This window comes from Microvirga sp. GN3 (assembly GCF_055792825.1).
Genome location: NZ_JBVVAK010000046.1, coordinates 1 through 12,489 on the forward strand (window position 1 = coordinate 1; position 12,489 = coordinate 12,489).

The following is a 12,489-nucleotide window of genomic DNA, read 5'->3' on the forward strand; positions in this document are numbered from 1 at the left end:
CGATCTTGCCCGGGTCGCGGCCGTTGAGAACCACCGCCGCCCCATGCTCCGCCAGGCCCTTGGCCAGCGCAAAGCCGATGCCCTGCGACGAGCCCGTCACAACCGCACGCCGACCGGAAAGAGAAAACAACGAAGACACCATGAAAACCTTCTCAATCATCGAGCGCGATGGAATGTCAGATGTAGTTTGTCGTTTATCCCGGCCATTTCCTCATAACCGGATGGCTTGCAAAGTTAGGCTCAGAAAATCGGTTCGACAAAGACAACTCCAATCTGTAGCCATAGCTTTTCCTTATGGCGCTGTGATCGCATGAGCCGGAGGCGGAGTCTGCGCCTTCGCCCAAGGGGCGGATGGGGACTCAAGGGCGAAGCGGCATCGCAAAAGCAAACGCCGGCTCGCTTGACGCAAGCCGGCGGGAAGGTTCGCCAAGAGCGAACGAACGTACCAGATTTTAGGGAATTGGCTCGAACTTCAGCTCGGTCAGGGGTGTGACCTTGTCGGTCCGCGTCATCTTGAACTCAGTGTTTGGCCCGAGCCATTTGTCCCAGGCCGCATTGATTTCACCGGCCTCATCCATTGCCCTGAGGGTTTCGTTGACCTTTGCCAGCAGGGCAGGCTCGTCCTTCTTCATGCCGATGCCCGTTGGCTGCAAGACCATAGGTTCCTGGATCATCTTCAGCTCAACGCCGCGCGTCTTCGACTCGTTGACGAGCTTCGTGATCGTCATGGTATTTGCGACCATGCCGAGCGCCTTGTTCTGTTGAACCGCCATGAACGCTGAGCCCGTGTCCTGGAATGTCAGTGGCTCGGATCCGTTCATCTTGATGGCGAGCTCGGAGGTTGATCCCTTCGTTGAAGCAAGTCGCTTACCCTTGAAGTCGGCCTTCGACGTTGCCGGATCGCTCGCCTTCACGGCCAGCATTTCCTTGGCCATATAGTAAGGATCACTATACTGGATCTGTTCAGCGCGGCTTAGGGTGTAAGCGAGGTTCGCAATCGTCAGATCAACGCGACCGAGCTTCACCTCCGGCACGCGTGCCTCGACGGACAGCGGCGTAAGCTTTGCCTCGACGCCCCATCGCTTGGCGATCCCCTTGCACAGATCGACATCGAAGCCTACCAGCTCGCGCGTCTTCGGATCCGGCGCCGAGAACGGCGGCACGTCGGCGTAGACACCGCAGCGAAGCTCTTTGCGAGCCATGATATCAGCAAGTTGATCGGCGCTCGCGGGGGCAATCGCCGCGATGCCGAGCGCAGTGACAGCGAGGCTGAGTTTAAGCAATTTCAGTGACATGTCCTTCTCCTCTGGTTTTATTTTTGGCTGGTCGATCAGTGGCGCAGATCCGATAGGAAGCGCTGCGCCCGAGGGTGCTGAGGCCGCGAGAAAAAGCTCTCGGGATCGGCCTCCTCAATAATGCGGCCTCCGTCCATGAACCAGACGCGATCCGCAACTTCACGTGCGAATCCCATCTCGTGAGTGACGCACATCATTGTCATGCCATCCGCGGCCAGAGCCTTCATCACGGCGAGCACCTCGCCCACCATCTCGGGATCGAGGGCGCTGGTGGGCTCATCGAACAGCATCGCCGGCGGCTCCATGGCGAGCGCCCGAGCAATCGCGACGCGCTGCTGTTGGCCGCCGGATAGCTGGCCCGGATAGGAGCCGGCCTTTGCGGCAAGGCCCACGCGGTCAAGAAGCTGCATCGCCTTCTCGCGGGCAACCTCCCGCTTGACGCCGTTCACCGTGACGGGCGACAGAGTGACGTTATCGAGCGCCGAGAGGTGCGGAAACAGATTGAAGCTCTGAAACACAAATCCGATGCGGCTTCGAAGATGGTTGAGTTCCTTGCTGCGCATTTTGGCATGCACGTCCTGACCGTCGAAGACGATCGAGCCGGACTGGATTTCTTCGAGCCGATTAACCGTTCTGATCAACGTCGACTTTCCTGAGCCTGAGGGCCCGCAGACCACCACGACCTCGCTCCGCGCCACCTCAGCGTTGATGTCGTCAAGCGCCTGAAAAGTCCCGTAATTCTTGCGGACGTTCGAAAAGCGGATCATTGGTGGGCCTCCCGCAGACGGACGCACAGTGCTCATGGCTCAGCCGTAAGTGTTTGAGGTTGCATTGTGACGGGTACCGGACCGGCACTCGTCCCAGCTCGCTTGCGCGCGATGCGTCGCTCCAGAACGGTCGCGGCGTAGGACAGTGTCCAGCAGACGAGGTAGTATACGATCGCCAGGATGAAGAAGACCTCGAATGGCTTCGTGAGGAGGCGATTGTTGATCTGATTGGCCGCAAAGGTGAGTTCCGGAACGTTGATCACGTATCCCAGAGTCGTTTCCTTGATCGTCGAGACGAACTGGCTGAGGATGCTGGGCAGCATGTTGTAGAGTGCCTGTGGCAGGATGACATACCACATCGCCCCAAGATAGCTATGGCCGAGGGCACGTGCCGCATCCATCTGACCGCGCCCAAGCGCGACAATCCCTGCTCGCACGACCTCGCTCAGAAACGCCGCCTCATAAAGGACCAGCGTCACGAGCATCGTCACGAACCCGGGTATATTCGCGCCGACAAGCAGTGGGACCATGAAGTAGACCCACAGGATCAGCATCAGAAGCGGAACGCCCCGCGCGATATAGACAAGTGCGGTAGACGGCCAGAGCAGGAATGGCGATTGCGACAGCCTGGCAAGTGCAAGCAGCACGCTGAGCGGGAATGCGAGAACGATGCTGAGCACGGAAAGGATCAGGGTCGCAGCGAAACCTCCAAGCGGCCCATTGGGGTATTGGCCGATCAGTAGAAGAAGCCAGTTATCCTGAATGATGGAGAGGATGTCCCAGAGCATCGGTCAGCGCCCTCCCTTCAGGACTGCCTGCCGGCCGAGTGCAGTTCCGACCGACATGATCAGCAGAGAGCAGATCAGGTACGCGATGGTTGCAATCAGGTAGGCTTCGAAGGTTCTGAAGCTCTGGCTCTCGATTTCCTTGACGGCGTGCGTGAGCTCGGCAACCCCAATCGCCATCGCAAGGCTGCTGTTCTTGAACAGGGAGACGCTGTGGTTGACGAGAGCCGGCAAAGCGTTACGAAACGCTTGCGGCATGAGCACATAGCGCATCGTGCCGACGAAGCTGTGTCCGAGGGCGCGGGCAGCCTCGGATTGGCCGGCCGGCACGGAACGGATGCCGGAGCGCAGATCCTCGCTGAAATAGGCCGCCTGACACAGCCCAAGTGCAACGATGGCGAAGATGGCTTCCGCACCGTGGTCGGAGAGCCAGTACTGCAGTGCTTCGGGCAGGAGGCTCGATATTCCGAAATACCACAGCATGAGCTGCACCAGTGTCGGAACATTGCGGTGGTAGGAGACGTAGGCTGCAACGGCGCGGTCAGCGATGCGACTCGGGGTCAGCCGAATGATCAGAAGCAGGATTGCGAGGCTCATGGCGAGGAGCCACGACCCGGCTGCAATCACAAAGGTCATCTCCATCCCCTGGAGGAGCATGAGCCCGAAGTTCGGGTTCGTTAAAATCGTGATAAGATCGAACCCGGTCATTGCAGCTTAACCCGCCTTGGACGGCTGGCCATCTCTGGCGGCCGGACGAGCGGTTTGGAGACCGCCGAGAACTTGAAGGGTCGGAGTGATCTCCATGTGACCCACATTCATGGATACGGGCGCGGCAACGGCGAAGGCGATGGCCTCGGCAATGTCGGCCGCCTCCGGCAGCTCAAAGCCTTCGATGAAGCGCTCCCGGATCTCGGGCGTGTCGCCATGAACATGCGCAAAGATATCGGTTGCGACGCGCCCGGGACAGATCTCTGTGACACGAACCCGGTGTCCGAAGGCATCAATGCGCAGCTGGCGAGAAAGCATGCTGATCGCAGCTTTAGTCGCATGGTAGGTCGAGTTCCCGCCGAAATTATAGACACCAGCGATCGACGAGATGTTGATGACGTGACCGCGATCTCGCGCCACCATGCCGGGAATGATGAGGCGGCAGAGATGGAGCACGGCCCGTGTGTTCACATCGACGAGCAGGTCGATGTCCTCGGGATCCGCCTCGAGGAACTTCTTGGGACGGTCGACGCCTGCGTTGTTGACCAGGATGTCGAACTGGACTGTCTCTGCGAGGCGGGCGAGCTTTTCGCGATCGGTCACGTCGATGATATGAGCGATGCATCCGGTCCTTTCGGCAAGGCGCTCCAGCGGCTCTCGACTACGGGCGATCGCATGGACCTCCAAGCCTTCGCGGCGGAACCGCTCGACCACGGCGGCGCCAATCCCCGAAGAAGCGCCGGTCACAAGAGCTGTCTTGTAATCAGAGAAGGGCATGAGTGTCCTCGCTGGTTGATATAACTTAAGAGAAGTTAGCCGGCAGACGCCAAGACCGTTTGTGTTTGTGGCGATAAGCTGTTCTTATCTTGCGGCGCCGGAGCCGGACTACGCCATCTGGGATACGGGCACGACCTTCCCACCGGCCTGCTCGATTTCCGTGCGGATCTTGCGAGCCAGCGACAAGGCGCCCGGGGTGTCCCCATGCAGCAGAATGCTGTGAGGACGCATCGGCAGATCCTCGCCTTCGTACGTTGTAACGGTCCCCTGCCAGAGAATCTGTCGCACCCGTTCCAGAACCTTGGCCTCATTGTGAATGACGGAGTTCGGTAGCCGGCGGGGAACGAGAAGACCCGATCTATCGTAGGCACGGTCCGCGAGGAAGGTTGTCGCGACGCGAAGGCTGCACGATACCGCTGCGTCCTCGATGGCCCGGCTCGTCGAGGAGACGATGATCAGCTCAGGGTTGAAGCGCGCGACTGCGGCAACGAGGGGTGCGGCAACAGCGGAATCCGCGGCAGCCATATTCCCGAGAGCACCATGAAAGCTCATGTGGGTCATCCTGTGCCCCACCGCCCGCGCGATGCCCTCAAGTGCTCCGAGCTGATAGATGACCATCGCAGCCAATTCGTCCGAGTCGATCTGCATCGGCCGCCGTCCGAACCCCTGCTTGTCGGGAAAGCCGACATGCGCACCGACATCGACACCGCGTTGCAGGGCTGCCTTGACGGTTTTCTCCATGATGAGGGGATCGCCCGCGTGAAAGCCGCAAGCGAGGTTCGCAGACGACAGTACATCCAGCAGGGCATCGTCGTCACCGATACGCCACTGGCCGTAACCCTCGGCAAGGTCTGCATTGAGATCGATTTGCATCGGTTGGCTCCCCTAAGGCTTCAATGCGACGAGCGGATCGCCATAGCCGACGAGCGAGCAGTCCGGCGCAATGATCGAGGCCACAATCCCATCGCGCGGAGAGAGGACGGGTAAGAGAATGGGTCCGACCTGCAGAAGCCCCAGCGGCTGACCGATGGCGACTGGCTCGTTCGGCTCCACCAGCGCGGTCTCTTGGACAGGGTGAGCGTGCAGGAAAAGCCCCACACCCGGCGATCCGACGACATCAGATTGGCCTTTTGCCGGAACGGCCACACCCCGTACGGAGCCCGCCGACACAACGCGCTTGCTTCGAGCCTTAACACTGCGCCTCAGGCAGATGCGATAATCCGGCCCTATGAGCTCGTATGTCGCGATCCCCGCTTCGGAAATCCAGGCTGCAATTTGTGGGATGTCTGAGATCTTCATGAGCTCACGCTCCGGGCTCCCGCAAGATCAAGACACCGCGCCACATCGGACAGCCATTGCGAGATTTCGTCGAGGGCGTGCAGCGCCCCATCCCAGTCTGTCTCGATGAAGCGGATGGAACTGCCGATCGGTGCCTGCCCGAGCCGCCAGAGATCCGCCTCGATGACGGTTCCGATCTTCGGATATCCGCCGGAAGGCTGGGCGTCGCACATCTGCACGATCGGCTGGCCGCCGTGCGGCACCTGAATGACTCCGGGAACGATGCCATGCGAGCGCAGCTCCATGGGAGCAATGGGCTGAAGAACAGGGCCGGACAGGCGATATCCGTAGCGATCGCTCTGAGGCGTCACCTTCCACGGCTTCAGCCACAGATCGCTCTGGGACTCGGGCTTGAAGCAGTGGTATTCAGCGGCCGGCAGAACCCGGACCGCCGGCAGGCCATCCAACATCAGGGGCAAAGCAAATGTCGGCGGCACAATGCTGGTTCCATCCGACGCACGGCGTGCGTCGTTGGGCTCGCCGAAAGGCAGTTTGTCTCCCTGCTGCAGCGCGCGACCCTCAAGACCGCCGATGCCGCCCCGCAACTGCGTGGAGCGGGATCCCAGAACGACTGGAACGTCGATCCCGCCTGCCACGCAGATGTAAGCGCGCGATCCTCGCCATCGCGCAGAGCGCGTCAGCCCAAGGCGCAGCACCGCGCCGGGTGCCACCCGGATGCTCGACCAGGGAAGAATGGCCTTCCCATCAATCGTTGCCTCGCATGTTGCTCCCGTCAGCGCGATCTCTGCTTCACGGTCAAACCGAGCCTCGAATGGAAAGACCTGGATCTCGATCGCAGCGGCGTCCTCACCGTTGCCGAGCAGAAGATTGCCGCAGGCAAGCGCAAGGCCGTCCATCGCACCGGCTGTGCCGACGCCCCATTTCAAAGCGCCGAAGCGTCCACGATCTTGTATGGTCGTGAGAGCGCTCTTTGAGAGAATCTCCATCATCGGACCACCTCGACGATGCGGAAGCGAATGCTGTCACCCGGCTGCAGCAGGACAGGTGGATCACGTGTCGCATCGAAGAACGATGTCGATGTCGTGCCGATCGTGTTCCAGCCGCTGGGCCCCGCCGAAGCCGACACGCCGGTCTGCGACCCTCCGATCGATACTGCGCCGCCCGGAAGCTTCAGCACCGGCACTTTTCTGCGCGGTGTTGCGATGCGTGCGTCCATGCCGCCGAGATAGCAATAGCCCGGATGGCTTCCAATCGCATAGACCGGGTAAAGCGGGCTGGCATGGATCTCCGCGATCTCCTCTGGGCACAGGCCGGTATGGGCGACGACATCCGCCATGTGCGGCCCCCCTTCCCCGCCATAGACGACCGGCAATTCGATCGTGCGGCCCTGCAGGATCATCGGTGTCGCCGTGTCCCAGGCGGATTGCAGACGCATCTCGATCGGCGCAAGCGTCCGCGGCGGCGCCAAAAAGCTGACGAGGAGATTGTTGACGCCCGGCACGGCTTCGCTCACCTCCGGCCAGGTCCCCACCTCACGGGCAAGCGACCAAATCCGCCGTTGCGTCGTCAGGCTGGTCTCACCGGGCGCTTCGAAGAGAAGCGCTCTGGTGCCCAGCAAGCTGATCTGAGGCTCCTTGACGATCATGCGGGGGCCCCGGCTTTCAGCATTTGCTCAAGGTAGTGGATATCGAACCCGCCCTCGATGAAGCCGGGCTCGTCCACGATCCTCTTGTGCAAGGCAAGATTCGTGGCAACACCGCCGACCTTCATCTCGGACAGTGCCACCCTCAACCGCGCCAGCGCCTCGTGCCGGGTCTGCCCGTGCACAATGAGCTTGGCGATCATCGAGTCGTAGTAAGGCGGAACGGTCGCTCCTGCGGCGATGTGACTATCGACCCTGACGCCAGGGCCGCCCGGGACATCGAACCGCGTGACCTGCCCCGGGGAGGGTGCGAAGCTGTCGGGGTCTTCTGCATTGATCCGGCATTCGAAGGCGTGACCATGGCAGCCTATATCGGCTTGGGTCAGGGTGAGGCCTTCGCCCCGCGCAACCCGAATGCCTTCGGCCACGATGTCGATTCCGGTCGTCGCCTCGGTGACGGGGTGCTCGACCTGCACCCGCGTATTCATCTCGATGAAGAAGAATTCCCCTTGCTCAACCAGGAACTCGAAGGTGCCGACGCCCTGATAGCCGATCCGACGACAGGCCTCGACGCAGCGCTCGCCAATCCTCGCGATGAGATCGACAGGCAGACCCGGAGCCGGGGCCTCCTCCAAGACCTTCTGATGGCGGCGCTGGAGCGAGCAATCGCGGCTGCCGAGCCAGAGCGCTGTGCCATTGCCATCCGCCAACACCTGGATCTCCACGTGGCGCGGATGTTCGAGGAACTTTTCGGCATAGATCTCCGGATTGCCGAAGGCGCGGCGTGCTTCCTCGCGGACGAGTGCAAAAGCACCAGCAAGCTCCGAACGTTCTCTGACGACGCGCATGCCGCGTCCGCCGCCGCCGCCTGCGGCTTTGAGAATGAGCGGGAACCCGATCTCACCGACAATAGCCTGCAGGGCTTCGGGATCGTCGGGCAGGGCTCCTTCTGAGCCGGGCACGCACGGCACGTTTGCCTCGCGCATGGCACGCTTGGCTGCCACCTTGTCGCCCATGGTGCGAATGCATTCTGGGCTTGGGCCGATGAACGTCAAGCCCGAGCGGGCGACGCTCTCGGCAAAGGCGGCATTCTCGGACAGGAATCCATATCCGGGATGAATTGCCTGTGCGCCCGTCGCCTCCGCGGCGAGCAGAATCGCGGCACCATCAAGATAGCTCTTTCCTGCAGGAGCCGGCCCGATGCACACGGCGGTGTCCGCGTGCCTGACGTGCGGGGCATCTTGATCGGCTTGCGAATAGACAGCGACCGTCCGCAGACCAAGCGTTCGGCAGGCCCGCTGGATCCGAAGAGCAATTTCGCCGCGATTGGCTATGAGGACAGTGTCGAACATGGGCGCTCAGACGATCCGCAAGAGGGGCTGGCCAGCTGCGACCTCGTCGCCGGTCGTGACGAATACCGCCTCGACCACGCCATCCCGTTCGGCCGCCACGGGATTGAACATCTTCATGGCTTCAACGGTGCAGAGCGTGGTTCCGGCCGTGACTGTCTGACCGACGGCCACGAAGGGAGGCGCCTCCGGCGAAGGGCCGAGATAGACAATTCCGGACAAGGGAGCGCTGACATCGTTCTTCGACGACGCGGATTTGACGGACGACGCTGGCTCGCGACGAGAGGCCTCCGGGCGCATCGGCGCCGCAGATGGTCTTGGCCCGGCCCCGCTGGTAGAGGGCACGGCGGACCCTGTGTCCCGCATCAGCCGCAGGGTCCAGCCATCCTTGCTGATCTCCACTTCAACAAGGTCGGATGCGTTCATCGCATCGATTGCAGCTTTGATCTCGTCAAGCGTCATGGGGATCACCGGTCCGTCACCGTGACGGGCCTATGTCCTTGACGCTAGCAGTCGCCCAAAAGGGAGGCCAAGACAGATTGTCTCTGTGCCCATAAGGGCAGCTTATGCTCTCTTCAGGACACTCTCATCTTGAGCCAACAGCATGTTGCCGGGCAGTTCCCGAACGAGCTCCAGCAAAATCTGCCTGATCGCGGCAGCTGGCTCCGAAAGTGGAAGGTGGTCCGATTGGCACAGAGCCAGGGGCACCTCGATGGCCGGATCGATGATCCGCGCATGCCACGCCGATGTGGTCTCCACGACCTGCCTCGCCATCGAGCCGGGCAGGATCGTCACGCCCATTCCTGCAGCGATGACAGACGCCAGCGTGCTCGCCGACTCGATCTCGGCGACGACGCGAGGAACCAGTCCAATGCCTGCGCACGCGGCGTCGACGACCTTGCGGACCACATTGTAAGGCCGAGGCAGGAAGAGATCCATTTCGCCGATCCGTTCGAGGGGCACGGAGTCCGACGGGGCCGGAATGCTGCTGGGGCCCACTAGATAAAGGCCTTCGCGCAGGAGCGGTTGGAACGTGAGCCCATGCACCGATTGTCCCCCGCCGTACAGCACGGCCAGATCCATTCTGCCGTTCATGACGAGTTCCGAAAGCGTGGTTCCATAGGTCTCGTTGAGATAGAGCACGACGCCGGGATGACGGCTCCTTGTGGCAATCAGCAGAGGCATAGCAAGGCCAGCAGCGGCGGTGCCAGGCGCGAGGCCCACGGAAACGGCGCCGGAAATGCCCCCTCCGGCCGCCCTCATGTCAACGCGCGCCTGATCGCATTGCCGGAGAATGAGCTGAGCGTGGCGATACAGAACCTTGCCGGCTTCCGTCGGCGTCACGCCCCGCGGCGTGCGAACGAGGAGCTGCTGACGGACTTCAGATTCCAAGGTTGCCAATTGCTGGCTCAGCGCCGGCTGAGCCACGTGCAGGACATCTGCCGCCTGTGTCAGATTGCCGATGTCGACAATCTTCACGAAGTACTGGAGGCGTTTGAGGTTCATTATCCGATCACCGCTACCGGACATGAGCTGGGCTCCTCCTACACGCGAGCCATAAGATTTTCCTATGTTGGCAGACCGAACTTGTCTTGGCTAGTCTCCGAGCGTCCCGCTAGCTGTCAGGGATCGATCAGAGATCCGTGAGCTGAACAATGACAAATAGCATCAGGAAACACCCGTCGGCTCCATCGGCCGATCCAGAGCTCATTGCAACCCTGAAACAAATTCCGGTCGCCCTTCTCAGCGATCAGCTGCAGCGCAACCGGGGCAGTACCGGGCTTCAGCCCTATCATCACCCTGCCCCGCTGGCCGGCACAGCGGTGACGGTGCGCACGCGCGCCGGAGACAACTTAGCCATTCTCCGGGCATTCGATATCTGCAGGCCCGGCGATGTGCTGGTGGTCGACGCCGATGGCGATATCGCCAATGCGCTCGTCGGTGGAATCATGACATTCTATGCCGCAAGCGTGGGTGTCGCCGGGATGATCCTCGATGGTGCCATCCGCGACGTCGCCGAGATCCGCGAGCGTCCTTTCCCCGTCTACGCCAGAGGCGTCAATCACCGAGGCCCGTACAAGGACGGTCCCGGGGCGATCAATGTCCCTGTATCTGTGGGCGGGATGGCGGTACGCCCCGGCGACATCGTCGTCGGCGATCAGGACGGACTTGTCGTGCTCTCTCGCGAGGAAGCGCCGACCGTTATCGAGAAGGCTCTCCTTCAGAAGCAGAAGGAAGAAGAGACCATGCAGGCGATCAGAGACGGCAGATGGGACCGCTCGTTTGTCGACGCGCTGGAAGCACGCAGCATCAACGTGTGACGCCTCTTCTCGGATCGGGAAGGACGAAGCCCGATCCGAGATACTGACGAGAGCGCCCGCGTGGCGGCAACAGCCGCCTTTGCCTAAAGGCAGGATAAACAAGGACCACGACGATGCCTCAACTCGCAAGCCGTCTCGACAACGTGAAGGTTTCCGCATCCGCAGCCATGACGGACAAAGCACGTGAGCTTCGTTCTCAGGGCGTTCAGATCGTCAGCCTGTCATCGGGTGAGCCTGACTTCCCGACGCCGCAGCATGCGATTGAGGCTGCCCACCAAGCCGCACTGGCCGGAGACACCAAGTATCCCGCTCAGCCGGGCACCGCGGCTTTGAGGGCCGCGGTTCAGCGCAAGTTCAAGCGCGAGAACAATTTGGACTACGCGCTCGATGAGATCCTAATCGCCAACGGGGGTAAGCAGATCATCTTCAACGCACTTCTCGCGACCTGCAACCCTGGCGACGAAGTCGTCATCCCCGCTCCCGGTTGGATCACGTATGCCGATATCGCGCTCCTGGCCGAAGCGACGCCCGTTTCCGTCCCCTGCCCTGAGAACAATCATTTCAAGCTTCGCGCCGAGGATCTGGATGCCGCGATTACGCCAAGCACCAAGTGGCTGATTCTGAACTTCCCCAACAATCCGACTGGTGCGGCCTGCACGCGCTCCGAGATGCGCGCGATTGCCGACGTCATGTTAAAGCACCCTCACCTTTGGATCCTGACCGACGATATCTACGAACATCTCACCTATGATGGCTTCGAGTTCTGCACGATCGCCGAGGTCGAACCCAAGCTTTGGGATCGCGTGCTGACCGTGAACGGCGCCTCGAAGGCCTACGCCATGACCGGCTGGCGCGTCGGTTACTGCGGCGGCCCAAAGGACTTGATCGCGGCAATGAACAATGTTCATGGGCAAGCGACGGGTGGAATCTGCACCTTGAGTCAAGCCGCGGCGGTTGCGGTCCTAGACGGTCCTCAGGATCTTCTGAAGGAACGTGCGGACGTCTACCGCGAAAGACGTGACTTGGTCGTTAGGCTCCTCAACGAGATTCCAGGCATCACCTGTCACAAGCCCGAAGGAGCATTCTACGTATTCCCAAACATTGCTGGATGTATTGGCAAGACGACGGAATGGGGGCGGCGCATCGAGTCCGATACCGACTTTGTCTCCGCACTTTTGGAGGAGCAGCATGTCGCCACGGTGCAGGGTAGCGCATATGGGATGAGCCCCTACTTCAGGATTTCTTATGCCACCGATACGGAAACGTTGAAGGAGGGGTGCCGACGCATCTCGCGCTTCTGCGAAGGATTACACTAAGCATAGGGCTTATTCAGGACGAGCTCGAATGGGCTTTGTTGCGCCAGGGCGTATGTCCCTGGTTCGTCTGGGCTACCGTTCGTAACACGATGCCGATCGACGATAACCATATGCTGACTTGGTATCGCAGGATGTGCCACTTTGCTCCAAAAGCAGCGGCTCGATGGCTTCGACCTCACCGCCATACCTCGATCGAGGTCCGTGAACGCTCATGTGCAGATGGTGAGATC

Annotated in this window: 15 protein-coding genes; 2 read left to right on the top strand and 13 right to left on the bottom strand. The window is 61.1% G+C overall.

Features of this window, described 5'->3' with window-relative positions:
• From ACS5Q1_RS21415 to nac, 13 genes are all read right to left on the bottom strand, one after another.
• On the bottom strand, window positions 1–142 hold a 142-nt coding region (locus ACS5Q1_RS21415), incomplete at its 3' end, for an SDR family NAD(P)-dependent oxidoreductase (protein ID WP_473100117.1).
• 310 nt (window positions 143–452) lie between these two features.
• Window positions 453–1,295 carry an ABC transporter substrate-binding protein gene (locus ACS5Q1_RS21420; protein ID WP_473100074.1) on the bottom strand — a complete coding sequence of 281 codons (843 nt, stop codon included), beginning with the start codon at window positions 1,293–1,295 and terminating at the stop codon, window positions 453–455.
• A 35-nt stretch (window positions 1,296–1,330) separates the two neighbouring features.
• Entirely contained in the window at window positions 1,331–2,062 is a 732-nt protein-coding gene (locus tag ACS5Q1_RS21425; protein WP_473100075.1) for an amino acid ABC transporter ATP-binding protein, read from the bottom strand.
• Between the two features lie 32 nt (window positions 2,063–2,094).
• Window positions 2,095–2,850 (bottom strand): amino acid ABC transporter permease, encoded by a 756-nt coding sequence (locus ACS5Q1_RS21430; protein WP_473100076.1) that lies wholly within the window; start codon window positions 2,848–2,850, stop codon window positions 2,095–2,097.
• A 3-nt stretch (window positions 2,851–2,853) separates the two neighbouring features.
• Window positions 2,854–3,555 carry an amino acid ABC transporter permease gene (locus ACS5Q1_RS21435; protein ID WP_473100077.1) on the bottom strand — a complete coding sequence of 234 codons (702 nt, stop codon included), beginning with the start codon at window positions 3,553–3,555 and terminating at the stop codon, window positions 2,854–2,856.
• 6 nt (window positions 3,556–3,561) lie between these two features.
• Window positions 3,562–4,332: an SDR family oxidoreductase gene (locus tag ACS5Q1_RS21440; RefSeq protein ID WP_473100078.1), complete on the bottom strand. Its 771-nt coding sequence runs from the start codon at window positions 4,330–4,332 to the stop codon at window positions 3,562–3,564.
• Between the two features lie 108 nt (window positions 4,333–4,440).
• The gene (locus tag ACS5Q1_RS21445; RefSeq protein ID WP_473100079.1) at window positions 4,441–5,205 is read right to left on the bottom strand and encodes a LamB/YcsF family protein; all 765 of its coding nucleotides are present in this window, start codon (window positions 5,203–5,205) and stop codon (window positions 4,441–4,443) included.
• A 12-nt stretch (window positions 5,206–5,217) separates the two neighbouring features.
• On the bottom strand, window positions 5,218–5,631 hold the full coding sequence (locus ACS5Q1_RS21450) for an acetyl-CoA carboxylase biotin carboxyl carrier protein (protein WP_473100080.1): 414 nt from the start codon (window positions 5,629–5,631) through the stop codon (window positions 5,218–5,220).
• Complete coding sequence (locus ACS5Q1_RS21455; protein ID WP_473100081.1) at window positions 5,628–6,620, bottom strand: 5-oxoprolinase subunit C family protein; 993 nt, start codon at window positions 6,618–6,620, stop codon at window positions 5,628–5,630. Before ACS5Q1_RS21455 ends, ACS5Q1_RS21450 begins: the two co-directional genes overlap by 4 nt.
• Window positions 6,617–7,276, bottom strand: a complete 660-nt coding sequence (gene pxpB / locus ACS5Q1_RS21460; RefSeq protein WP_473100082.1) for a 5-oxoprolinase subunit PxpB — start codon at window positions 7,274–7,276, stop codon at window positions 6,617–6,619. Before pxpB ends, ACS5Q1_RS21455 begins: the two co-directional genes overlap by 4 nt.
• Window positions 7,273–8,625 carry an acetyl-CoA carboxylase biotin carboxylase subunit gene (gene accC / locus ACS5Q1_RS21465; RefSeq protein ID WP_473100083.1) on the bottom strand — a complete coding sequence of 451 codons (1,353 nt, stop codon included), beginning with the start codon at window positions 8,623–8,625 and terminating at the stop codon, window positions 7,273–7,275. The genes pxpB and accC overlap by 4 nt, the downstream gene beginning before the upstream one ends.
• Before the next feature lie 6 nt (window positions 8,626–8,631).
• A complete protein-coding gene (locus ACS5Q1_RS21470) occupies window positions 8,632–9,084 on the bottom strand; it encodes an acetyl-CoA carboxylase biotin carboxyl carrier protein (RefSeq protein WP_473100084.1) in 453 nt (150 codons plus the stop codon).
• Window positions 9,085–9,186: 102 nt separating this feature from the next.
• Complete coding sequence (gene nac, locus ACS5Q1_RS21475) at window positions 9,187–10,128, bottom strand: nitrogen assimilation transcriptional regulator NAC (RefSeq protein ID WP_473100085.1); 942 nt, start codon at window positions 10,126–10,128, stop codon at window positions 9,187–9,189.
• 149 nt (window positions 10,129–10,277) lie between these two features.
• Here nac and ACS5Q1_RS21480 point away from each other — a divergent pair, with 149 nt between their 5' ends.
• Complete coding sequence (locus ACS5Q1_RS21480; protein ID WP_473100086.1) at window positions 10,278–10,943, top strand: RraA family protein; 666 nt, start codon at window positions 10,278–10,280, stop codon at window positions 10,941–10,943.
• Between the two features lie 113 nt (window positions 10,944–11,056).
• Window positions 11,057–12,259, top strand: coding sequence for a pyridoxal phosphate-dependent aminotransferase (locus ACS5Q1_RS21485; protein ID WP_473100087.1), 1,203 nt, complete (start codon window positions 11,057–11,059; stop codon window positions 12,257–12,259).
• Window positions 12,260–12,489 lie beyond the last annotated feature (230 nt).

Bases quoted from the DNA above. Each gene is read 5' to 3' on its own strand.
- ACS5Q1_RS21425 (WP_473100075.1), bottom strand. From the start codon at position 2,062: ATGATCCGCTTTTCGAACGTCCGCAAGAATTACGGGACTTTTCAGGCG.
- ACS5Q1_RS21420 (WP_473100074.1), bottom strand. From the start codon at position 1,295: ATGTCACTGAAATTGCTTAAACTCAGCCTCGCTGTCACTGCGCTCGGC.
- ACS5Q1_RS21445 (WP_473100079.1), bottom strand. From the start codon at position 5,205: ATGCAAATCGATCTCAATGCAGACCTTGCCGAGGGTTACGGCCAGTGG.
- ACS5Q1_RS21455 (WP_473100081.1), bottom strand. From the start codon at position 6,620: ATGATGGAGATTCTCTCAAAGAGCGCTCTCACGACCATACAAGATCGT.
- ACS5Q1_RS21435 (WP_473100077.1), bottom strand. From the start codon at position 3,555: ATGACCGGGTTCGATCTTATCACGATTTTAACGAACCCGAACTTCGGG.
- ACS5Q1_RS21470 (WP_473100084.1), bottom strand. From the start codon at position 9,084: ATGACGCTTGACGAGATCAAAGCTGCAATCGATGCGATGAACGCATCC.
- accC (WP_473100083.1), bottom strand. From the start codon at position 8,625: ATGTTCGACACTGTCCTCATAGCCAATCGCGGCGAAATTGCTCTTCGG.
- pxpB (WP_473100082.1), bottom strand. From the start codon at position 7,276: ATGATCGTCAAGGAGCCTCAGATCAGCTTGCTGGGCACCAGAGCGCTT.
- ACS5Q1_RS21430 (WP_473100076.1), bottom strand. From the start codon at position 2,850: ATGCTCTGGGACATCCTCTCCATCATTCAGGATAACTGGCTTCTTCTA.
- nac (WP_473100085.1), bottom strand. From the start codon at position 10,128: ATGAACCTCAAACGCCTCCAGTACTTCGTGAAGATTGTCGACATCGGC.
- ACS5Q1_RS21450 (WP_473100080.1), bottom strand. From the start codon at position 5,631: ATGAAGATCTCAGACATCCCACAAATTGCAGCCTGGATTTCCGAAGCG.
- ACS5Q1_RS21440 (WP_473100078.1), bottom strand. From the start codon at position 4,332: ATGCCCTTCTCTGATTACAAGACAGCTCTTGTGACCGGCGCTTCTTCG.
- ACS5Q1_RS21485 (WP_473100087.1), top strand. From the start codon at position 11,057: ATGCCTCAACTCGCAAGCCGTCTCGACAACGTGAAGGTTTCCGCATCC.
- ACS5Q1_RS21480 (WP_473100086.1), top strand. From the start codon at position 10,278: ATGACAAATAGCATCAGGAAACACCCGTCGGCTCCATCGGCCGATCCA.